Genomic DNA, 21,826 nt, shown 5'->3' with positions numbered 1-21,826 from the left:
CTACGGCCGGTGACGTCGTACAGTTCTGCCCCGTGCTGGACGTGATCGGTCTGACGCCGGGCGAGGAGGAGCTCTACCGCTCCCTCGTCCAGCTCACCACGGCCCGGGTCGAGGAGCTGGTCGAGCGGCTGCGCCGGCCGCGCGCGGAGGTCGTCGCGCAGCTCGACGCCCTGCGCGGCAAGGGACTGGTGCTGCCGGCCGGGCCGGAGCCGGACGCGCCGCTGCGGCCGCTGGCACCCGACGTCCCGCTCGGCGAGGCGCTGCTGCGCCGGCAGGAGGCGTTGGAGGCGGCCCGGGCGGCGGTCACCCAGCTGACCGAGGAGTACCGGGCCGGGATGCGGCGGCACGACGCCGACCACCTGGTGGAGGTGATCACCGGGGCGCGGGTGCTCCGCGAGCGCCTGCGTGACCTGCAGGACGGTGCCCGGGTCGAGGTGCTCTGGTTCTGCCGGGCCAACCCACTGGCCATGTCCGGCGAGGAGAACGTCGAGGAGTTCGACGCGCTGGCGCGCGGGGTGCGCTACCGGGCCATCTACGAACGCGAGATGCTCCTCGAACCGGGCGCGCTGGAGGACCTCGAGCGGGGCGTCCGCGCCGGAGAGCAGGCCCGGGTGCTGGACCGGCTGCCGGTGCGGCTGGCCATCGTCGACGGCCGGACGGCGGTCTGCCCGTTGGTGCCGGACCGGGACGGCGGCGAGCCGAGCGCCGCGGTGATCGGCCGCAGCCAGCTGCTCGACGCGCTGCTCGCCCTCTTCGAGAGCCACTGGCTGATGGCGACGCCGGTGCGCTCGTCCGCCCCGCCCGCCGACCGGGCGGGTGACGGCTACCGGCCGGATGCCGACGAGGCCCGGCTGCTCTCGCTCTTCGTGGCCGGCGTGCCGGACAAGTCCATCGCCTCCCAGCTCGGGGTGAGCCGCCGAACCGTGCAGCGTCGGCTGGCCGACCTGATGGCGGTGGCCGGCGTGGACACCCGGCCCGGGCTGGCCTTCCAGGCCGCCCGGCGGGACTGGATCTGAGGCGACGGGGCGGGACGGCGCCACGGCCGTCCCGCCCCGCCCGGGTCAGCGCAGCTCGTACGCGTCGAGCACGGTCTGGTCGACGGTGTTGCCGGCCCGGTCGCCGGCGTGCACTCGCAGCGACACCGTGCCGCGTCCGGCCGGCACCTTGGCGGTGAAGCTGGTGCCCGAGCCGTTCACCGGCACCGCCCCCCAGGTGCGCCCGCCGTCGAACGACACCTCGACCCGCAGGCTGGTGCCGATCGGCGCCGGTACGCCGGCCGGCTGGCGCAGCGTCAGCCCGAGCTGGTGGGGCTTGTCGCCCGCCACCTCGCCGCGCAGGTCGGCGGGAACCTGGTAGTCCACCTGCAGCAGTGGCAGCGGCTGGGCCGTGTCCCCGGCCGGGCGGGCCGAGGTGAACTGCCACGCCGTCTCGGTGCGGGTGGCCCGCCGCCACTCGTCCGAGGACCGCTGCGTGGTGAGGTCCAGCCGGTAGCGGGCCGCGCCCGGCGTGGTCGGCACCGGCGCCCAGCCGGCGGAGAGGTCGGCGATCTGCTGCCCGTCCCGGCTCAGCCGGGCCTGCACCGTGTCCTGCTCCTCGCTGCTGCGAGCCGGGGCGTAGTGGCCGTCGGAGTCGACGAACTCGGTTACCCGCAGGTCCAGCGTGTCGCCGGTGCGCGTGGGCACCCGCGCCCCGCCGCCGGCCGGCACGGCCGGGCGGACCACCGGAGCGTGCCAGGTCTCGGTGACCCGGTCGTCGGCCGCGTACCGCCGGGGCTGCTGGGTGAGCCCGCCGAGCAGCGGCCCCCAGGACCAGGTGAGTTGGTGCAGCACCCGCTGCTGCCACCAGGAGTCCCCGGCGCTGACGAACTCCTGCCGGGTGGTGCCGGTACGCACCATCCGCTGGTCGTCGTTCCAGGAGTACTCCTGCCAGGGACGCCACCCGAACCGCTGCTCGCTGGCCCACTCGGACCCGCCGGTGTCGGCGTAGCGGGCGGTCACCTCGGCGGTGTTGTCCGCGGTGACCCGGTGCAGGATCCGATCCGGGACCCGCCCCTTCGACACCTGCCACACGTCGTACAGGTAGGGGCTGTCCACGGTCAGCGCCACGTCCAGGGTGGCGCGGCCGCTCTTCGCCGCCGCGATCATCGGCTGTCCGTCGTCGTACGCGACCACCATCGACGGGATCGGCAACCGATCCCCGTCCGGGCGCCAGACCGTCCACGCGCTCCGGTCCGACGGGCGGACGATGAGCACCATCGCGGCGCCGGCCGCCGTGGCGTCGGCGATCTGGTCCTCCTCGGCGCGGTCGTAGCTGCCGGCGACCAGCGCAGCCGCACCTCGGACCCCGGCCCGGGCCAGCTCGGCGGCGGTGCCGTCGCCCGCCCAGACCAGCGGCAGCTTCCGCCGGCCGGCCGGAGCCGGCGACTGGCCCAGCAGGTTGATGTCCAGCGGACCGGAGACGTTGCTGACCTGGGCGTCCACCATGGGCGCGACCAGCTGCCAGCGGGAGGCGAACTCGAACTCGCCCTTGCGCACCGCCCGGGTCGGCGTGACGTTCACCTGCTGGGTGGTGCTGAAGTTCATCACGCCGTGGTCGACCTGCCGGCCGTTGCCGAAGATCCGGTGCTCGTAGAAGCTGATCACCGCCCGCTGCTCGGTCGGCTTCGGCGTCTCGATCCGCACCGGGGTGCCCTTGCGCGGGTCGAGCACCACGGTGAGGTCGCGGTCCACCATCAGCTCGGGGTCGGTGACCAGGGTGATCTGCTCGTCCAACGGGGCGCCGTGCTCGATCAGCCCCTCGAGCAGGTACGGGCCCTCCTCGACCTGCACCTGCGCCTCGCCGGGGATCCAACCGATGTGGTCCGACTCGGGGTGCTCGCCGAAGAGGGTGACCACCGACGCCAGGCCGGGCTGCCCGGCCATGTCCAGGGCGCGCAGGGTGACCGTGTGCAGCGGGCCGCTGAGGGTGAGCCCGACGGCCGTGCGTACCGCGACACCGTCCGCGCCGGTGGCCACCAGCCACCCTCCGTGCACTCCCCGGTCCAGCTTCGCCGGGTCGGCGTGCAGCGGGACGTTCACGCTGCCGCCGGCCGGCACGGTCACCTCCGTGCCGTCGAGCGACACCCCGTCCGGCTCGGCGGCACCGCTGTCCAGGTTGCGGAGCTCCACGGCCAGCCGCAGGGTCTGCGGGGACGACGTGCTGTTGGTGTACGTCACGGTCCGCTCCGCCACCGCACCGCCGGTGTTCACCCGGCCGAAGTCAGCGGTGGCCGAGCCGTACACCCGCTGGCTCAGCGCGCGGGCCACGTCGACCCGGCCGCCGCCCTGCTCGAAGACGGTCAGCGCAGGGTTCGCCTTCGTCGTGCTGACCAGCGCGTCCTTGAGCTTCCCGGCGGTCCAGTCCGGGTGTTCCTGGGCGAGGATCGCCACCGCGCCAGCGACGTGCGGGGTCGCCATCGACGTCCCGGACGCCCGCGTGTACGCGTCGTCCACCGGCGTACCCATGGTGGTGCCGGCGGCGCGGGCGGCGACGATGCCGACGCCCGGCGCGGTGATCTCCGGCTTCAGGCCGTTGTCGCCGATCCGGGGGCCGCGGCTGGAGAAGTCGGCCAGGTTGTCGTCGCGGTCCACCGCGCCCACGGTGAGCGCCGCGGTGGCCGCGCCCGGCGTGCCGACGGTACCCGCCGCGCCTGAGTTACCGGCGGCGATCACGAAGAGCGTGCCGGTCTCGGCGGTGAGGTCGTTGACCGCCTGGCTCATCGGGTCGGTGCCGTCGGTGGCCGGGCCGCCGAGGCTCATGCTGACCACCTTCGCGCCGGAGTGGGCGGCCCACTCCATGCCCGCGATGATGTCCGAGCCGTAACCGCTGCCGTGGTCGTCGAGCACCTTGCCGATCAGCAGCTGTGCGCCGGGGGCGACGCCCTTGCGCAGCCCGTTGGAGGCGGCGCCGCTGCCGGCGATGGTGGAGGCCACGTGGGTGCCGTGGCCGTGGCCGTCCCGGGCGCTGCCGCTGCCGGTGAAGTCGTGCGCCTCGGCGATCCGGCCTGCCAGGTCGGGGTGGCCGGCGTCGACGCCGGTGTCGAGGACCGCGACCCGGACGCCGTTGCCGTCCCGGCCGGCCGCCCAGGCCGCCGGGGCGCCGATCTGCGGCACGCTGTGCTCCAGATCCGCGTGGACCCGCCCGTCCAGCCAGACGCGGGCGATGCCGGCGCCGAGCCGGGGCGCGCCGGCGGTCGTGCGGGCCGCCGCCGTGCCGCGCAGCGTTGTCCACAGGCCGCCGAGGTCGCCCTTGCCGACCCGCAGCGCCGCGCCGTTGATGCTCTCCAGCGGCCGGGCGGCGGTGGCGCCGGCGAGCGGCCGGACCCGGCCGGCGGCCGGCTGCTGGTAGCGCACGATCAGCGGCAGCGCGCCCTGCGCGGCGTCGCCGTAGCCCTCGGCGACCAGCTCCTCCACGTCGAACAGGTCGGCGTCGAGCACCCCGGCGGAGACGTATGGCACGACGTCGCTGGGCAGCACCCGCATCCCGCCGTCGGCCTCCACGGTGTGGAAGGTGATCCGCTCCCGGCCGGCGCCGGGGTGGACCGTCGCGGCGACCCGGCCGGGCGCGGCCTGGACCAGGTCGACCTGGTCGCCGGTGATCAGGGTGATACGGACGGGCGCGCCGCCCGAGGCGGGGGCGGCCGGGCTCGGGCCGGCCGGCGGGGCGGGCGGGGCGGCGGACGCCGGTGCGACGAGTCCGACCACCAGCGCGCCGACCGCGCCGGCGGCGAGCCAGCGTGGGGGCCAATGCATGCGATGTGCTCCTCTTCTCCGATGGCCGATCCCAAAAGATCGACCGATCGGAGTCTCCGACGGAGATCATCGATGGTCACTAGTTGCGGCCCGCCGCATCGGCGACATGTCGCCAGGTGGACAACGGACGGCCGGGGCCGGACCGCCGAAGGTCCGGCGGGTTGCCGCCGGGCGGCGACCGGCGACGGGGCGCCCGCGTCAGCGGCGGCTGCCCCGCCAGCCCTGCACCGGCAGGTCGAACTTGGCGACCAGCCGGTCGGTGAAGGGGCGGGCCCGGAGCCGGACGATCCGCACCGGCAGCGCGCCGCGGCGCACCGTCACCCTGGCCCCCGGGGGCAGGTCGTAGACCCGCCGCCCGTCGCAGCAGAGCACCGCCAGGGTGGTGAACGGGTCGACGGTGATCACGAAGGTCGACGTCGGCGCGGTCACCAGCGGCCGGCTGAACAGCGCGTGCGCGCTGATCGGCACCAGCAGCAACGCCTCCACCTCCGGCCAGACCACCGGCCCGCCGCCGGAGAACGCGTACGCGGTGGAGCCGGTGGGGGTCGCGCAGACCACCCCGTCGCACCCGTACCGGGACAGCGGGCGGCCGTCGACGTCGACGAGCAGCTCCAGCATCTGGGCGCGCTCGCCCTTCTCGACGCTGATCTCGTTGAGTGCCCATGACTCGATGGTGGGGCCGCCCTCGAATTCGGCGGTCACGTCGACCGTGAGCCGCTCGTCGACGGTGTAGTTGCGCCCGACCACGTCCCGTACCGCCGAGTCCAGGTCGTCGATCTCGGCCTCGGCGAGGAAGCCGACCTTGCCGAGATTGATGCCGAGCAGCGGAGCCTTCGCCGGCCGGGCCAGCTCGGCGGCGCGCAGGAAGGTGCCGTCGCCGCCGAGCGCGAAGACGATCTCCGCGCCCTCGGCGGCCTCCGGGCCGGTCACCGGGACGACGCCGGGCAGGTCCAGGTCGTCGGCTTCCTCGGCCACCACCCGCACCTCGAAACCGGCGGCGATCAGGTCCGCCGCCACCGCACGGGCGTGCTCGGTGCTGCGTCGGCGGCCGGTGTGCGTCACCAGCAGGGCGGTCCGGCTCACCGGGCGACCTCCTCGATCGTGGGATCCGCGGGTGGTGGGAGGCCCTCGGGGCCGGCGGCCACGACCGTGCGGACCCGCTCCGGGTCCGCGGCGGGCGCGCCCCGGCGTAACCATACGAAGAACTCGACGTTGCCGCTGGGCCCGGGCAGCGGACTGGCGGCCACGTCCGCGAGGCCCAGGCCGAGCTGCGCCGCCGCCGCGGCCACGTCGAGCACCGCCTCGGCCCGCAGCTCCGGGTCGCGCACCACCCCGCCCGCGCCGACCCGCTCCTTGCCGACCTCGAACTGCGGCTTGACCATCAGCGCCAGGTCACCGTCGGCCCGGGTGCAGCCGGCCAGCGCCGGCAGCACCAGCCGCAGCGAGATGAACGACAGGTCGGCCACGGTGAGGTCGACCTCGCCGCCGATGGCCTCCGGGGTGAGCGTGCGGACGTTGGTGCGCTCGAACACCCGCACCCGCTCGTCGTTCCGCAGCGGCCAGGCCAGCTGGCCGTAGCCGACGTCGACCGCCACCACCTCGGCCGCGCCGGCGCGCAGCAGTACGTCGGTGAAGCCGCCGGTGGAGGCGCCGGCGTCCAGGCAGCGCCGCCCGGCCACGGTCAGCCCGCCCGGGGCGAACGCCGCGAGGGCGCCGGCCAGCTTGTGGCCACCGCGCGAGACGTACCCGGCGGTGGGGTCCTCGCCGGTGACCAGCAGCGGGTCGGCGGGGTCGACCATCGCCGCGGGCTTGCGGGCCGGCACCCCGCGCAGCTGGACCCGGCCGGCCTCCACGAGCGCGGCGGCCTGCTCCCGGGAGCGGGCCAGGCCGCGGCGGACGAGTTCGGCATCCAGCCGGTTGCGACGTGCCATGGGTGGTTCTTCTCCGGTGGGGTCAGGCCTGGTCGATGCTGGCCAGGGTCTCGCGCAGCGTCTCGTACGCCGCCTCGTACTGGGCGATCTGGTCCGCCGGGGAGAGCGCAGCCGCGTTGGTCATGGCCTGCACGGCGGCGTCCACCGCCGGGTGCCGGGCTTCCTCGACGTCCTCGAACGACGGCGCCGGGCCGGAGCGGACCCCGGGCGGCGGTCCTGGACGCGCGCCGACCGGCGGGCCGGGCGGTGGGCCGGGGCGGTACGGGCCGGTCACGGCGCGGACCGGCGGCCGGTGGGGGCGGTCATGCCGTGCCGCCCGGCGTCTGCCTGCGGCCCGGCGCCTTCTTCGTCTGCCGGACCGGCGTGGCGGGCGACTCGTCTGCGGGGGTGCGCGACACGGTGGCCGGCGGCTTCTTCGCGATCGCCTTCTTCGCCACGGTCTTCTTCGCCACCGCGGTCGTGGGGGTGGGCGCGGGGCGGCCAGGCGGCGCGGAGACCGGCGCGGCGGCGGAGGCGCCGGCCGGCGCCGCCTTGGCCTCGCGCAGCTGCCGTTCCAGCTCGTGCACCCGGCGGGTCAGCTCCGCGACCTCGTCGGCGGTGGCCAGCCCGACCGCGCCGAGCGCCCGGTCCACCTCGAAGCGGACCAGCTTGGTCAGCGCCTCCCGATTCGCCAGGCCGGTGGAGACGAGCTCCTCGGCGAGCGCCTGCAACTGGCCGGCGGTTGCGCCGCCCTGGCCGACCGCGCGCCGAACGGCGTCCTGGGCCTTCTTCCGGGGCGCCTCCGTCAGGCCCATGGCCAGCTCGAGGTAGGCGCGCCACGCGTCCTGCATGCCTGAGTCCTTCCACGGGGCGGGGGTGTGCAGGTGTCACGCTACCGGGCCCCTCCGACCACCCGTTGCGGTACGGTGCCGGGGAACGGCGTGGCTTGGGGTGAGGAGATGATGTGGCCAGCGTGGACGAGTGCCGGCAGGCGTTGCAGGAGCTGGCCGCCCGGCTGGACCGTCACGCGGACGTGCAGGGCCGGATCGACCTGGACCGGACGCTGGCCTGCCGGGTCACCGACCTGGGCACCGCGTTCCACGGCCGGCTCTCCGGCGGTCGGCTGGTCGACCTGTCCGACGGCGACGACCCGAAGGCCAAGATCGCGCTGAGCGCCAGCAGCGACGACCTGATCGCGCTGGTGCACGGTCAGCTCGACATCACCAGGGCGATCGGCGCACGCCGGGTCTCCATCAAGGCCAACCCGTTCGACCTGATGAAGCTCCGCAAGCTGCTCTGAGCCGGTCCGGCGTCAGGCCGCTCCGGCCGGGCCGGGGTGGCGTCAGGCCGCTCCGGCCGGGCCGGGGTGGCGTCAGGCCGACAGGCCCAGCGCCGCCAGCGCCTTGCCCGCCTCCGGCGACTCCGCCCGCACCGCCGGGCCCGTCGAGGCCGCCCAGGCGACCGCGCAGAGCGCGGCCAGGGCGTCCAGCGGGGGTCCGGCGCCGTCGAGCGCCAGGCCGCCGTCGGTCACCGTCACCGACCAACCCCCGCCGTCGGGCACGCCGGGCAGCCGGACCACCGCCGCCGGGTCGAAGAGCCCGGCCAGGTCCATGGCGACGTACGTGGGCCGGCGCGTCTCGGGGGCGGCCAGCAGCTCGGGTACGTCGCTGACGCCGGTGAGGACCAGCAGGCTGTCCAGCCCGGCGCGAGAGGCGCCCTCGATGTCGGTGTCCAGCCGGTCGCCGACGACCAGGGTCTGCCCTCCGCCCGCCCGACGGGCGGCGGTGGCGAACAGTGCCGGCTCCGGCTTGCCGACCACGACATCCGGTTCCCGGCCCAGCGCGGTCCGCAGCACGGCCACCAGCGACCCGTTGCCGGGCAGCGGACCCCGCTCGCTGGGCAGCGTGCGGTCGGTGTTGGTGGCGTACCAGGGCGCGCCGGCGCGGACCGCCAGCGACGCCTCGGCCAGGTCGACCCAGCCGACCTGCGGGCCGTACCCCTGGGCCACGGCGGCCGGCTCGTCGTCGGCCAGGGACACCGGGCGCAGGCCGACGGCACGGATCTCGGCGCGCAGCGCCTCCGCGCCCACCACCAGCACCGGCGCGCCGGCGGGGAGCCGGTCGCGCAGCAGCTCGGCGGTGGCGGCGGCCGAGGTGAGCACCTCGTCCGCCCGGGCCGGTACGCCCATGCCGGTCAGCAGGTAGGCCACCTCGCTGGAGCGGCGCGAGGCGTTGTTGGTGGCGTACGCCACCGCCTTGCCGTCGGCGTGCAGCCGCCCGACCGCCTCGACCGCACCGGGGATCGGCTGGTCGATCAGGTAGATCACCCCGTCGAGGTCGAAGACGACCAGGGTGTACCCGTCGACCAGCCGCTCCCCGGCGTCCGCGGTCATCGCTGGTCCGACTCCGAACGGCGAGCCGGCTCGCCGCCGGTCGAGCCGTCCGCCGGGCCGGTCTCGCCGGACCGGACCTGGTCGGCGACCCCGCGCGCCTCGACGTCGGTCAGCTCGTCCTCGGCCAGGTCGTCGCCGTCGCCGTACCGGGCCTCGCCGGCGCGGTCCCGATCGTCGTCGTCCTCGTCGAGGTCGTCGTCGTCCTCGCCGTCGTCCTCGTCCTCGTCGTCGTCCTCGTCGAGGTCGTCGTCCTCGTCGTCGTAGCGGGCGTCGCCGTCGAGGTCGTCGTCCTCGTCCTCGTCAGACCGGTCGTCCTCGTCGTCGTCCTCGTCGTCGACGTCCGTGTCGTCGTCCGGCTCGGTGTCCCCGCCGGTCAGGTCGGCGTCGGGGCGGGCCGGCACGGCGCCCGGGGCACCCGGTCCGGCGGCGATCTCCTCGGCCGGGGACTCCTCGTCCTCGTCGTCGCCCTCGATCACCACGCCGTCGAGCTCGAGCAGCCGCTCCGCCGCGTCGGTCTCCCCGTCGGAGTCCAGGTCGGCGGCCCGGGAGAACCACTCCCGCGCCTCTTCGCGCCGGCCCACCGCGAGCAGCGCGTCCGCGTACGCGTAGCGCAGTCGCGGGGCCCAGGGCTCGGACGAGTCGGCGGTCAGCTCGGGGACCTGGAGCATCGCCACGGCCGCGTCCTTCTGGCCGAGGTCGCCCCGCGCCCCGGCGGCGACGATCAGCAGTTCGATCGCGACCGACTGGTCGAGCTTCTCCCGATCGGCGCCCCGGAACAGGTCGATCGCCCGCTCCGGACGCCCGAGGGCCCGCTCGCAGTCGGCCAGCACCGCCAGGTGGCTCTGCAGGCCGGTCATCCGGTGGTACGTGCGCAGCTCGGCGATCGCCGTCTGCCACTCACCCGCGTGGTACGCGGCCAGCCCGACCGCCTCCCGCACCGCGGAGATCCGCGAGGCGAGCCGACGGGCGGCGAGGGCGTGTGCCAGCGCCTCGGCCGGGTCCTCGTCGATCAGCTGACCGGTGGCGACCAGGTGCCGGGCGACGGTCTCCGCCACCGGCTTGGCCAGCGAGAGCAGCTCGGCCCGGACGGTCGAGTCCAGGTCGGTCGCGACGATCTCGTCCGGCAGCGCCGGCCCGGTGACTCGCTCGCCGCCCTCGGCCCGGTCCCGACGGTCGTCGTAGCCCCGCCGGTCGCCGTCCCGCTCGGTACGCGGGCCACCACGGAAGCCACCCTCACGGCGGTCGCCACCACGGAAACCGCCCTCACGGCGCTCCCCGCCGGCGAAGCCACCCTCACGGCGGTCGCCGCCACGGTAGCCACCCTCGCGCGGCGCCCCGCCCTCACGGCGGAAACCACCCTCACGCGGCGCCCCGCCCTCACGGCGGAAACCACCCTCACGCGGCGCCCCGCCCTCACGGCGGAAACCACCCTCACGCGGCGCCCCGCCCTCACGGCGGAAACCACCCTCACGCGGCGCCCCGCCCTCACGACGGTCCCCGCCCCGGAAGCCACCTTCGCGCGGCGCCTCGCCGTCGCGGCGGAAGCCACCCTCGCGGCGATCGCCCCCGCGGAAGCCACCCTCACGTGGAGTACCGCCCTCACGACGGTCACCACCGCGGAAACCGCCCTCACGGCGCTCGCCACCGGCGAAGCCACCCTCACGACGGTCACCGCCGCGGAAGCCACCCTCACGCGGCGCCCCGCCCTCACGACGGTCCCCGCCCCGGAAGCCACCTTCGCGCGGCGCCTCGCCGTCGCGGCGGAAGCCACCCTCGCGGCGATCGCCCCCGCGGAAGCCACCCTCACGTGGGGCACCGCCCTCACGACGGTCACCACCGCGGAAACCGCCCTCACGGCGCTCGCCACCGGCGAAGCCACCCTCACGACGGTCACCGCCGCGGAAGCCACCCTCACGCGGCGCCCCGCCCTCACGGCGGTCGCCACCACGGAAACCACCCTCACGCGGCGCACCGCCCTCACGGCGGAAGCCGCCCTCACGACGGTCACCGCCCCGGAAACCGCCCTCACGCGGCGCCCCGCCCTCACGGCGGTCACCGCCGCGGAAGCCACCCTCACGCGGCGCCCCGCCCTCACGGCGGAAGCCACCCTCACGACGGTCGCCACCACGGAAGCCACCCTCACGCGGCGCCCCGCCCTCACGACGGTCACCACCACGGAAACCACCCTCACGGCGCTCGCCACCGGCGAAGCCACCCTCACGACGGTCACCGCCGCGGAAGCCACCCTCACGGCGCTCGCCACCGGCGAAGCCACCCTCACGACGGTCACCGCCGCGGAAGCCACCCTCACGGCGCTCGCCACCGGCGAAGCCACCCTCACGACGGTCACCGCCGCGGAAGCCACCCTCACGCGGGGCGCCGCCCTCACGACGGAAGCCACCCTCACGACGGTCCCCGCCACGGAAGCCACCCTCGCGGTTGTCCCCGCCGCGGAAACCACCCTGGCGACGGTCGCCGCCGCCGAAGCCACCCTCGCGCGGGCCGGACCGGAAGCCGCCCTCACGACGGTCGCCACCAGCGGAGCCGCCCTCGCGGGAACCCGACCGGAAGCCACCCTCACGACGATCGCCGCCGCGGAAGCCGCCCTCGCGGGGACCGGACCGGGAACCACCCTCGCGGTCATCCCGGCGGAAGCCACCCTCGCGGCCCTCGCCGCCCCGGAAACCGCCCTCACGGGGTGCGTCACCGTCCCGGCGGAAGCCGCCCTCGCGGGGACCCGAGCGGAAGCCACCCTCGCGGCGGTCACCGCCGCGGAAGCCGCCGCCCTCACGGTTGTCGTCCCGCCGGAAACCGCCCTCACGGCGCTCGCCACCGGAACCGGTGCGCTGTCCGCCCGAGCGGTCGTCGCGGTTGCCCCGGTACGGGGGACGGTCGTCGCGGCGGGCGTCACCGCGCCCCTGCTCGCGGTCGGCGCGGTCCTCGTAACGACGGGGGCGATCTCCGCCCTGCGGTCCTGAACTCACGGGTACATCCTTCCTATTGCGTCACCAAAGACGCTAACGCAGTCGAGGGCCGACCCGGATGGGGCGGCCCTCGACTGGAAAGATTGTCCGGCGGCGTCCTACTCTCCCACACCCTCCCGAGTGCAGTACCATCGGCGCTGGAGGGCTTAGCTTCCGGGTTCGGAATGTGACCGGGCGTTTCCCCTCCGCCATGACCGCCGTAACTCTATCGACATGTCAAACAACACCACCACAGTGGTCTGTTGTTCGTTTGTCGGGAGTTGCACAGTGGACGCGTAGCTTCTTTGTAGTCAAGTCCTCGGCCTATTAGTACCGGTCAACTGAACCCGTTACCGGGCTTACATTTCCGGCCTATCAACCCAGTCGTCTAGCTGGGGGCCTTACCCACCCGAAGGTGGTGGGATACCTCATCTTGAAGCGAGCTTCCCGCTTAGATGCTTTCAGCGGTTATCCCTTCCGAACGTAGCTAACCAGCCGTGCCCCTGGCGGGACAACTGGCACACCAGAGGTTCGTCCGTCCCGGTCCTCTCGTACTAGGGACAGCCCTTCTCAAGTATCCTACGCGCACGGCGGATAGGGACCGAACTGTCTCACGACGTTCTAAACCCAGCTCGCGTACCGCTTTAATGGGCGAACAGCCCAACCCTTGGGACCTGCTACAGCCCCAGGATGCGACGAGCCGACATCGAGGTGCCAAACCATCCCGTCGATATGGACTCTTGGGGAAGATCAGCCTGTTATCCCCGGGGTACCTTTTATCCGTTGAGCGACACCGCTTCCACATGCCAGTGCCGGATCACTAGTCCCGACTTTCGTCCCTGCTCGACCTGTCAGTCTCACAGTCAAGCTCCCTTGTGCACTTGCACTCAACACCTGATTGCCAACCAGGCTGAGGGAACCTTTGGGCGCCTCCGTTACCCTTTAGGAGGCAACCGCCCCAGTTAAACTACCCACCAGACACTGTCCCTGAACCGGATAACGGTCCGAAGTTAGATACCCAAATCAACCAGAGTGGTATTTCAAGATTGCCTCCACCCATACTGGCGTATGAGCTTCACCGGCTCCCACCTATCCTACACAAGCTAATTCGGATACCAATGTCAAGCTATAGTAAAGGTCCCGGGGTCTTTCCGTCCTGCCGCGCGTAACGAGCATCTTTACTCGTAATGCAATTTCGCCGGGCCTGTGGTCGAGACAGTGGGGAAGTCGTTACGCCATTCGTGCAGGTCGGAACTTACCCGACAAGGAATTTCGCTACCTTAGGATGGTTATAGTTACCACCGCCGTTTACTGGCGCTTAAGTTCTCCGCTTCGCCCCGAAGAGCTAACAGGTCCCCTTAACGTTCCAGCACCGGGCAGGCGTCAGTCCATATACATCGAATTACTTCTTCGCATGGACCTGTGTTTTTAGTAAACAGTCGCTTCCCCCTGCTCTCTGCGGCCATACAACGCTCCACCCGCGTGGGGTTTCACGTCTCCGGCCCCCCTTCTCCCTAAGTTACGGGGGCAATTTGCCGAGTTCCTTAACCACAGTTCGCCCGATCGCCTCGGTATTCTCTACCTGACCACCTGTGTCGGTTTGGGGTACGGGCCGCTAAGAACTCGCTAGAGGCTTTTCTCGGCAGCATAGGATCACTGACTTCACCTGAATCGGCTCGGCATCACGTCTCAGCCTTTATGCACCACGGATTTGCCTATGGTGCGGCCTACACGCTTACCCCGGCACAACCACCGGCCGGGATCAGCTACCTTCCTGCGTCACCCCATCGCTTGACTACTACCCGTCAGGTTCCCACGCTCCCCAACATTGACCCGAAGGTCGCCGCCGGTTTGGGTGGTTAGCACAACGAGGTTCGTCAGGGTCGCTCTTTCGCGGGTACGGGAATATCAACCCGTTGTCCATCGACTACGCCTCTCGGCCTCGCCTTAGGTCCCGACTCACCCAGGGCGGATTAGCCTGGCCCTGGAACCCTTGGTCATCCGGCGGAAGGGTTTCTCACCCTTCTTTCGCTACTCATGCCTGCATTCTCACTCGTGCCGCGTCCACAGCTGGGTCACCCCGCTGCTTCACCCCCGGCACGACGCTCCCCTACCCATCCACACACCTGCACAAGGAATCAAGTCCAAGCGAGGTTGAAATGTGAATGCCACAGCTTCGGCGGTGTGCTTGAGCCCCGCTACATTGTCGGCGCGGAACCACTTGACCAGTGAGCTATTACGCACTCTTTAAAGGGTGGCTGCTTCTAAGCCAACCTCCTGGTTGTCTGTGCGACCCCACATCCTTTTCCACTTAGCACACGCTTAGGGGCCTTAGCTGGTGATCTGGGCTGTTTCCCTCTCGACTACGAAGCTTATCCCCCGCAGTCTCACTGCCGCGCTCTCACTTACCGGCATTCGGAGTTTGGCTGATTTCGGTAAGCTTGTGGGCCCCCTAGACCATCCAGTGCTCTACCTCCGGCAAGAAACACGCGACGCTGCACCTAAATGCATTTCGGGGAGAACCAGCTATCACGGAGTTTGATTGGCCTTTCACCCCTAACCACAGGTCATCCCCCAACTTTTCAACGTTGGTGGGTTCGGCCCTCCACGCGGTCTTACCCGCGCTTCAGCCTGCCCATGGCTAGATCACTCCGCTTCGGGTCTAGGACACGCGACTGAATCGCCCTATTCAGACTCGCTTTCGCTACGGCTCCCCCACACGGGTTAACCTCGCCACGTGCCACTAACTCGCAGGCTCATTCTTCAAAAGGCACGCCGTCACCCCGCAAGGCTCCGACGGATTGTAGGCGAACGGTTTCAGGTACTATTTCACTCCCCTCCCGGGGTACTTTTCACCATTCCCTCACGGTACTCGTCCGCTATCGGTCACCAGGAAGTATTTAGGCTTACCAGGTGGTCCTGGCAGATTCACGGCAGATTTCAGGGGTCCGCCGCTACTCGGGAACACTCACAGGAGGCCAGCCACTTTCACCTACCGGACTTTCACCGCCTACGGTCAGCCATTCCAGACTGTTCGGCTAGCAACTGGCTTTGTAACTCCTCCGACAATTGTCAGCTTGTCGAGCAAGGTCCCACAACCCCGACCACGCAACCCCTGACAGGTATCACACGCAGCCGGTTTAGCCTCAATCCGCTTTCGCTCGCCACTACTCACGGAATCACTATTTGTTTTCTCTTCCTACGGGTACTGAGATGTTTCACTTCCCCGCGTTCCCTCCATACACCCTATGTGTTCAGGTGCAGGTGACACCACATGACTGGTGCCGGGTTTCCCCATTCGGACACCCTGGGATCACAGCTTGGTTGACAGCTCCCCCAGGCCTATCGCGGCCTCCCACGTCCTTCATCGGCTCCTGGTGCCAAGGCATTCACCGTTCGCCCTTGACAACTTGACCACAAAGATGCTCGCGTCCACTGTGCAATTCTCAACAAACGACCAACCCACAACCCGATCCGCCCCACACCAAACCCGACAACCGCCGGCGGTATGCGAGGCCAGGCCATGCCTGGCAGCCCGCGAAGCTCACGCTCCGCTCAAAGGCTCCGAAAGAAACAACCACAGGTTGTTCTTTCAGGACCCAACAGGGTGCTTTACATCCTCCCCCAGCCGCACCAGGACTTCGTTCCACACCACCGAAGTGGCCGTACTAGAAGGAACCCGGCCGTTGCCGAGGAAAGACTAACCAGTGTCTCCGCCATTGAGCACCCCGACCCGACATTCGCGGGCCGCGGGCTCCTTGCACCCTTTCGGGTGAAGGTGCTCCTTAGAAAGGAGGTGATCCAGCCGCACCTTCCGGTACGGCTACCTTGTTACGACTTCGTCCCAATCGCCAGCCCCACCTTCGACGGCTCCCTCCCTTACGGGTTGGGCCACCGGCTTCGGGTGTTGCCGACTTTCGTGACGTGACGGGCGGTGTGTACAAGGCCCGGGAACGTATTCACCGCAGCGTTGCTGATCTGCGATTACTAGCGACTCCGACTTCACGGGGTCGAGTTGCAGACCCCGATCCGAACTGAGACCGGCTTTTTGGGATTCGCTCCACCTCGCGGTATCGCAGCCCATTGTACCGGCCATTGTAGCATGCGTGAAGCCCTGGACATAAGGGGCATGATGACTTGACGTCATCCCCACCTTCCTCCGAGTTGACCCCGGCAGTCTTCGATGAGTCCCCGCCATAACGCGCTGGCAACATCGAACGAGGGTTGCGCTCGTTGCGGGACTTAACCCAACATCTCACGACACGAGCTGACGACAGCCATGCACCACCTGTGACCGCCCCCGAAGGACCCGACATCTCTGCCGGTTTTGCGGCCATGTCAAACCCAGGTAAGGTTCTTCGCGTTGCATCGAATTAATCCGCATGCTCCGCCGCTTGTGCGGGCCCCCGTCAATTCCTTTGAGTTTTAGCCTTGCGGCCGTACTCCCCAGGCGGGGCGCTTAATGCGTTAGCTGCGGCACAGGAAACCGGAGAGGTCCCCCACACCTAGCGCCCAACGTTTACAGCGTGGACTACCAGGGTATCTAATCCTGTTCGCTCCCCACGCTTTCGCTCCTCAGCGTCAGTATCGGCCCAGAGACCTGCCTTCGCCATCGGTGTTCCTCCTGATATCTGCGCATTTCACCGCTACACCAGGAATTCCAGTCTCCCCTACCGAACTCTAGCCTGCCCGTATCGACTGCAGGCCCGCGGTTGAGCCGCGGGTTTTCACAGTCGACGCGACAAGCCGCCTACGAGCTCTTTACGCCCAATAATTCCGGACAACGCTCGCACCCTACGTCTTACCGCGGCTGCTGGCACGTAGTTGGCCGGTGCTTCTTCTGCAGGTACCGTCACTCTCGCTTCGTCCCTGCTGAAAGAGGTTTACAACCCGAAGGCCGTCATCCCTCACGCGGCGTCGCTGCATCAGGCTTCCGCCCATTGTGCAATATTCCCCACTGCTGCCTCCCGTAGGAGTCTGGGCCGTGTCTCAGTCCCAGTGTGGCCGGTCGCCCTCTCAGGCCGGCTACCCGTCGTCGCCTTGGTAGGCCATCACCCCACCAACAAGCTGATAGGCCGCGAGCCCATCCCAGGCCGAAAAACTTTCCACCACCAGCCATGCAGCCGGTGGTCCTATTCGGTATTAGCCCCGGTTTCCCGGGGTTATCCCAAAGCCTAGGGCAGGTTGCTCACGTGTTACTCACCCGTTCGCCGCTCGAGTACCCCGAAGGGCCTTTCCGCTCGACTTGCATGTGTTAAGCACGCCGCCAGCGTTCGTCCTGAGCCAGGATCAAACTCTCCAACAAAAACTTGTTGAAACAGTCATCCCGGCAACAAAAAGTGTTGCCAAAGGAATCCAAACCAGCAAACCCCTCCCGAAGAAAGGACTGCCAGTCCGGGGTATAAATCAATTTGGCACTGGCTTATCAAGCACCCTGTTGAGTTCTCAAAGAACAACCACACACCGCCCAGAAACCCCACACCGTGGAGCCCCGACCCGGGGTATTTTCGTTCGCCGCACCCGCCGCTCTCGCGCCGGGCACTTTTACTACGTTACCCGGTGGCTTTTGCCGTGTCAAACCGGTGTTTCGCGGTTTGTCGTGCGCCAACCCTTTTGCCGGGCACCACTATTCGACCGGCTCGCGCCGGGCGCTTCGTGGGTTTCGGCAGGACGGCCGCCGCGGTTTCCCGCGGTCTCGCCCGTTTCCCTGCAGGCCGATGAACCTTACCCGGTCGGTTCCGCCTCGCCAAATCCGCCTCGCGGCGAATCCGGGGCACCACCCGGTCCAGGCTCCGATGGAGTAGCCCATCCGACCCTGGCGTCATTCCCGCGCTCCGGCCTTCCAGGTCTTTCGCCTGTTTCGTCCGTTCCGCGCTGGCAGAGAGAAAGTTACGCGCCCAGCGGATTGATCGTCAAATCCGCTGGGCGCGTCCCGCGTCACACTCTTGATGTACGACTATCTGCGCAGCTCAACCCCCGCGAAGGAGCGCTTTCCGCGGCGCAGCACCAGGTACCGGCCGTGCAGCAGGTCCTCCGGGCCGACGGTGGCGTCCACCTCGGAGATCCGGGTGTTGTTGACGTAGGCGCCGCCCTCCGCGATCACCCGCCGGGCCTCCTTCGTGCTGGGCACCAGGCCGGACTCCTTGAGCAGGCCGGCCACGTCCGGCAGTTCGGTGAGGTGCACCAGGCCGGCCTCGGTGAGGGCGGCCCGCAGCGTGTCCGGGGCCAGCTCGTCCAGCGATCCCCGGCCGAAGAGCGCCTGGCTGGCGGCGACGGCCTGGCCCATCTCCCGCTCGCCGTGCACCAGCGTGGTCAGCTCCTCGGCGAGAGCGCGCTGGGCGAGTCGGGCCTGCGGCCGCTCGGCCGTCGCCTTCTCCAGCTCCTCCAGCTCCTCCCGGGAGCGGAAGCTGAAGTAGCGCAGGTAGCGGATCACGTCGCGGTCGTCGGCGTTGACCCAGAACTGGTAGAAGGCGTACGGGCTGGTCAGCTCCGGGTCGAGCCAAACGGCGCCGCCTTCGGTCTTGCCGAACTTGGTGCCGTCCGACTTGGTGACCAGCGGCGTGACGAAGGCCTGCACCGGCCCCGCACCGCGCCGCCGGATGTAGTCGACGCCGGCGGTGATGTTGCCCCACTGGTCGGAGCCGCCGTACTGGAGCTGACAGCCGTACCGGCGGTGCAGCTCGAAGAAGTCGTGGGCCTGCAGGAGTTGGTAGCTGAACTCGGTGAAGCTGATGCCGGTCTCCAGCCGCGCCTTGACCACCTCGCGGGCCAGCATCTTGTTCACCGGGAAGTGCTTGCCCACGTCGCGCAGGAACTCGACCACCGACATCTCGCCGGTCCAGTCCAGGTTGTTCACCGGCTGGGCGGCGTTCTCCCCGGTGTACGACACGAACGGCGCGAGCTGGTCCCGGATGCGCTGGACCCAGCCGGACACCACCTCGGGCGGGTTGAGGGTCCGCTCGGCGCTCTCCTTCGGGTCGCCGATCTGGCCGGTGGCGCCGCCGACCAGGAGCAGCGGCCGGTGCCCGGCAAGCTGCAGCCGGCGGGCTGTGGTGACCTGCATGAGATGGCCGACGTGCAGGCTCGGGGCGGTCGGATCGAAGCCCACATAGAAGGTGGCCCGCCCGCCGTCGAGCAGTTCGCGCAGCTCGTCGAGGCCGGTCGAGTCCTGGATCAGGCCCCGCCACCGCAGGTCTTCGGTCAGGGAGTCCCGCCCGTGCGGGAGGTTGCTCTCGGTCACGGTCACCGATTCTCCCCCATCACACCCCCGGGGCCGTACCGGGTTTGCCCTTTCGTCGGGGCGACTAGGCTGGCGGCTCCGTACGACGCGAGGAGGGGCTGCCGTGGAGATGCCGGATCTGACCGGGGGCTTCGTCGCCCTGCTTGGCCTGAAGTTCGACGAGGTCAGCGGTGAGAAGGTGGTCATCCGCTGGCAGGTGCGCCCGGAGCTGCACCAGCCGTTCGGCATCCAGCACGGCGGGGTCTACTGCTCCGTGGTCGAGACGGCGGCCAGCATCGGCGGCTCGCTCTGGCTGGGCGACAAGGGCCAGGTGGTCGGGGTGTCCAACCAGACCGACTTCCTGCGGGCGGTTCGCGAGGGTGAGCTGACCGCGGTGGGCACGCCGGTGCACCGGGGTCGCAGCCAGCAACTCTGGCAGGTGGAGATCACCGACGACGACGGGCGGCTGGTCTCCCGCGGCCAGGTGCGCCTGCAGAACCTCACCGCCGGCTGACCGCCGCCCGGAGCGGGCTGCCCGATTCGACCTGAAATGAGCGACTGACGCGGATATCGTCGCGTCGATGAGACCGCCCGCTCCCCCGCCGACGTGAGGAAGCTCCTCGCCGCCACCCTCGGCGTGCTCTCCGCCATCGGCGGCTTCGTCGACATCGGTGACCTGGTGGCGGCGAGCCAGGCCGGTGCCCGGTTCGGGATGGCCCACGCCTGGGTGCTCCTCGTCGGCGTGCTCGGCATCTGCGCGTACGCCGAGATGGCCGGACGGATCGCGGCGGTGAGCGGCCGCGCGGTGTTCGACCTGGTCCGGGAGCGGCTCGGGCCGCGGGTGGCGCTGCTCAACCTGGTCGCGTCCTATCTCGTCACGGTGGTCACCCTGGCTGCGGAGCTGGGCGGGGTGGCGCTGGCGGTGCAGCTGGCCACCCGGGTCAGCTACCTGCTGTGGGTGCCGGTGGCCGCGTTCGCCGTCTGGCTGGTGCTGTGGCGGATGCGCTTCGAGCTGATGGAACGGGTCTTCGGGCTCGCCGGGCTGGCCCTGCTGGTCTTCGCGGTGGCGTTGTTCGCCCTGCCCACCGACTGGGCGCGGCTCGGCAGCCAGGCCGTGCACCTGAGCACCGCCGGGCAGGGCTGGGGCGCCTACTGGTTCATCGCGGTGGCGCTCTTCGCCTCCACGGTCAGCCCGTACGAGGTCTTCTTCTTCTCCTCCGGCGGGGTGGAGGAGCGGTGGAGCGCCGCCGACCTGGCCCACGCCCGCTCGAACGTGCTGATCGGCTTCCCGGTCGGCGGGTTCCTCGCGCTGTCGCTGATCGCCGCCGCGGCGGTGGTCTACCACCCGAGCGGGACGTCGCTGGACACCCTCGACCAGGCCGCGCAGCCGGTGGTGCTGGCGTTCGGCGGGATCGGGCTGGCGGTGGCGGTGCTGGCGTTCTTCGCGGTGACCTTCGGCGCCGCGCTGGAGACCGGCCTGTCGGCGGCGTACGCCGCGGCGCAGTACTTCGGCTGGCAGTGGGGCAAGCGGGTCACCCCCCGGGAGGCCGCCCGGTTCCACAGCGTGCTGCTGGTCAGCGTGCTGCTCGGGGTGCTCCTGCTGCTGACCACGATCGACCCGGTGCGGCTCACCGAGTACATGCTGGTGCTCAGCGCGGTGGTGCTGCCGCTGACGTACCTGCCGATCCTGGTGGTGGCGAACGACCGGAACTACCTGGGCGACCGGGTGAACGGCCGCTGGAACAACCTGCTCGGGTCGCTCTTCCTGCTGCTCATCGTCGCCGCGTCGCTGGCGGCGATCCCGTTGGCGATCATCACGAGGATGGGACAGTGAGGGTCCAGCTCGCCAAGCAACTGCTCGACCGGCAGATCGTCGACCGGGACGGCCGGCTGGTCGGCCGGGTCGACGACATCGAGTTCGCCGTGGACGACGAGGGGTTCCCGTACGTGGACTGCCTGCTCACCGGGCAGGCGGCGCTCGGGCAGCGGATGGACGGCCGGCTCGGCCGGCTCCTGGTCGGGATCGCCGACCGGTTCGTCGACGATCCGCCGGTGCGGCCGGTACGGATCCCGGTCACCCTGATCGACCAGGTGGACAGCGCGGTGCGGCTGCGCGCCCGGGCCGCCGACCTGCCACCGCCGCCGGTCGAGGGCTGGCTGCGCCGGCACCTCATCGACCGGATCCCGGGAGCGAACCGTGCGAGCGGGTGAGCTGCTCGGGAGGACCGCGTACGACCTGCACGGGCGGCGGCTCGGCCGGGTGGTGGACGTGGTGGTCCGGGGTGGCTTCCCGCCCGACCGGCTGCGGCTGACCGACGTGATCGTCGCCGGTCACTGGTGGACCCGGGTCTCCGGCCGGCTGATCGGCCCGGAGCTGCACCCGTCGGGGCCGTGGCTGCTCCGGGTCGTGGCCCGGGTGCTCGGGCGGAGCACCCACCAACTTTCGGCCGACCAGGTGCGGCTCGTCCCGCCGGTGCCCGGCTTCCCGTTCGGCCCGCCGGGCGGGACGGACTGACCGGCGGCCCCGGACGGCAGCGGGCGCGACCCGCGGG

The 21,826-nt window shown here is 70.6% G+C and carries 15 protein-coding genes and 3 rRNA genes; 7 read left to right on the top strand and 11 right to left on the bottom strand.

Annotation, left to right across the window (positions count from 1 at the left end; translation table 11 throughout):
* The first annotated feature begins 32 nt into the window (after positions 1-32).
* Positions 33-1,016 (top strand): helix-turn-helix domain-containing protein, encoded by a 984-nt coding sequence (locus EV384_RS16610; protein WP_130334459.1) that lies wholly within the window; start codon positions 33-35, stop codon positions 1,014-1,016.
* 45 nt (positions 1,017-1,061) lie between these two features.
* Here the strand turns inward: EV384_RS16610 and EV384_RS16605 are convergent, their stop codons facing one another.
* The 5 genes from EV384_RS16605 to EV384_RS16585 all read right to left on the bottom strand — a co-directional run bounded on the left by EV384_RS16605 (position 1,062) and on the right by EV384_RS16585 (position 7,551).
* A complete protein-coding gene (locus tag EV384_RS16605; RefSeq protein WP_130334457.1) occupies positions 1,062-4,790 on the bottom strand; it encodes a S8 family serine peptidase in 3,729 nt (1,242 codons plus the stop codon).
* 198 nt (positions 4,791-4,988) lie between these two features.
* Complete coding sequence (locus tag EV384_RS16600; protein ID WP_130334455.1) at positions 4,989-5,873, bottom strand: NAD kinase; 885 nt, start codon at positions 5,871-5,873, stop codon at positions 4,989-4,991.
* Positions 5,870-6,721 carry a TlyA family RNA methyltransferase gene (locus EV384_RS16595; protein WP_130334453.1) on the bottom strand — a complete coding sequence of 284 codons (852 nt, stop codon included), beginning with the start codon at positions 6,719-6,721 and terminating at the stop codon, positions 5,870-5,872. Before EV384_RS16595 ends, EV384_RS16600 begins: the two co-directional genes overlap by 4 nt.
* 22 nt (positions 6,722-6,743) lie before the next feature.
* On the bottom strand, positions 6,744-6,995 hold the full coding sequence (locus EV384_RS16590; RefSeq protein ID WP_130334451.1) for a hypothetical protein: 252 nt from the start codon (positions 6,993-6,995) through the stop codon (positions 6,744-6,746).
* A gap of 28 nt (positions 6,996-7,023) precedes the next feature.
* The gene (locus EV384_RS16585; protein ID WP_130334449.1) at positions 7,024-7,551 is read right to left on the bottom strand and encodes a phasin family protein; all 528 of its coding nucleotides are present in this window, start codon (positions 7,549-7,551) and stop codon (positions 7,024-7,026) included.
* A 113-nt stretch (positions 7,552-7,664) separates the two neighbouring features.
* On the opposite strand from EV384_RS16585, the gene EV384_RS16580 reads away from it, so the two are divergent.
* Positions 7,665-8,000, top strand: coding sequence for an SCP2 sterol-binding domain-containing protein (locus tag EV384_RS16580; RefSeq protein WP_130334447.1), 336 nt, complete (start codon positions 7,665-7,667; stop codon positions 7,998-8,000).
* 72 nt (positions 8,001-8,072) lie between these two features.
* Here EV384_RS16580 and EV384_RS16575 read toward each other — a convergent pair whose 3' ends face one another.
* Complete coding sequence (locus EV384_RS16575; protein WP_130334445.1) at positions 8,073-9,092, bottom strand: HAD-IIA family hydrolase; 1,020 nt, start codon at positions 9,090-9,092, stop codon at positions 8,073-8,075.
* A complete protein-coding gene (locus EV384_RS16570) occupies positions 9,089-10,168 on the bottom strand; it encodes a tetratricopeptide repeat protein (protein WP_242624485.1) in 1,080 nt (359 codons plus the stop codon). The genes EV384_RS16575 and EV384_RS16570 overlap by 4 nt, the downstream gene beginning before the upstream one ends.
* Here EV384_RS16570 and EV384_RS34830 point away from each other — a divergent pair.
* Positions 10,124-12,070: a hypothetical protein gene (locus EV384_RS34830; protein ID WP_165439831.1), complete on the top strand. Its 1,947-nt coding sequence runs from the start codon at positions 10,124-10,126 to the stop codon at positions 12,068-12,070. The genes EV384_RS16570 and EV384_RS34830 overlap by 45 nt on opposite strands.
* Positions 12,071-12,161: 91 nt before the next feature.
* Here the strand turns inward: EV384_RS34830 and rrf are convergent.
* From rrf to tyrS, 4 genes are all read right to left on the bottom strand, one after another.
* Positions 12,162-12,278: ribosomal RNA gene (gene rrf, locus EV384_RS16565) — 5S ribosomal RNA — on the bottom strand.
* Positions 12,279-12,362: 84 nt separating this feature from the next.
* A 23S ribosomal RNA gene (locus EV384_RS16560) occupies positions 12,363-15,471 on the bottom strand.
* 373 nt (positions 15,472-15,844) lie between these two features.
* Positions 15,845-17,360, bottom strand: a 16S ribosomal RNA gene (locus EV384_RS16555).
* The 16S, 23S and 5S rRNA genes sit together here, the layout of an rRNA operon.
* A 651-nt stretch (positions 17,361-18,011) precedes the next feature.
* A complete protein-coding gene (gene tyrS, locus EV384_RS16550) occupies positions 18,012-19,301 on the bottom strand; it encodes a tyrosine--tRNA ligase (RefSeq protein WP_130334443.1) in 1,290 nt (429 codons plus the stop codon).
* Positions 19,302-19,404: 103 nt separating this feature from the next.
* On the opposite strand from tyrS, the gene EV384_RS16545 reads away from it, so the two are divergent.
* The 4 genes from EV384_RS16545 to EV384_RS16530 all read left to right on the top strand — a co-directional run bounded on the left by EV384_RS16545 (position 19,405) and on the right by EV384_RS16530 (position 21,789).
* Positions 19,405-19,788 carry a PaaI family thioesterase gene (locus EV384_RS16545; protein WP_207232604.1) on the top strand — a complete coding sequence of 128 codons (384 nt, stop codon included), beginning with the start codon at positions 19,405-19,407 and terminating at the stop codon, positions 19,786-19,788.
* Between the two features lie 93 nt (positions 19,789-19,881).
* Positions 19,882-21,108, top strand: a complete 1,227-nt coding sequence (locus EV384_RS16540; RefSeq protein WP_130334439.1) for an NRAMP family divalent metal transporter — start codon at positions 19,882-19,884, stop codon at positions 21,106-21,108.
* Entirely contained in the window at positions 21,105-21,485 is a 381-nt protein-coding gene (locus EV384_RS16535; protein ID WP_130334437.1) for a hypothetical protein, read from the top strand. The genes EV384_RS16540 and EV384_RS16535 overlap by 4 nt, the downstream gene beginning before the upstream one ends.
* Positions 21,472-21,789: a PRC-barrel domain containing protein gene (locus tag EV384_RS16530; protein ID WP_130334436.1), complete on the top strand. Its 318-nt coding sequence runs from the start codon at positions 21,472-21,474 to the stop codon at positions 21,787-21,789. Before EV384_RS16535 ends, EV384_RS16530 begins: the two co-directional genes overlap by 14 nt.
* Positions 21,790-21,826 lie beyond the last annotated feature (37 nt).

Origin of the sequence: Micromonospora kangleipakensis, from assembly GCF_004217615.1 — a bacterium.
GTDB lineage: Bacteria > Actinomycetota > Actinomycetes > Mycobacteriales > Micromonosporaceae > Micromonospora > Micromonospora kangleipakensis.
The sequence above is the reverse complement of the archived record's forward strand: the minus strand, read 5'-3'. Positions and strand labels throughout refer to the sequence as shown.

Coding starts and splice junctions, on each gene's coding strand:
- EV384_RS16605 (WP_130334457.1), bottom strand. CDS start 4,790: ATGCATTGGCCCCCACGCTGGCTCGCCGCCGGCGCGGTCGGCGCGCTG.
- EV384_RS16595 (WP_130334453.1), bottom strand. CDS start 6,721: ATGGCACGTCGCAACCGGCTGGATGCCGAACTCGTCCGCCGCGGCCTG.
- EV384_RS16585 (WP_130334449.1), bottom strand. CDS start 7,551: ATGCAGGACGCGTGGCGCGCCTACCTCGAGCTGGCCATGGGCCTGACG.
- EV384_RS16575 (WP_130334445.1), bottom strand. CDS start 9,092: ATGACCGCGGACGCCGGGGAGCGGCTGGTCGACGGGTACACCCTGGTC.
- EV384_RS16545 (WP_207232604.1), top strand. CDS start 19,405: ATGCCGGATCTGACCGGGGGCTTCGTCGCCCTGCTTGGCCTGAAGTTC.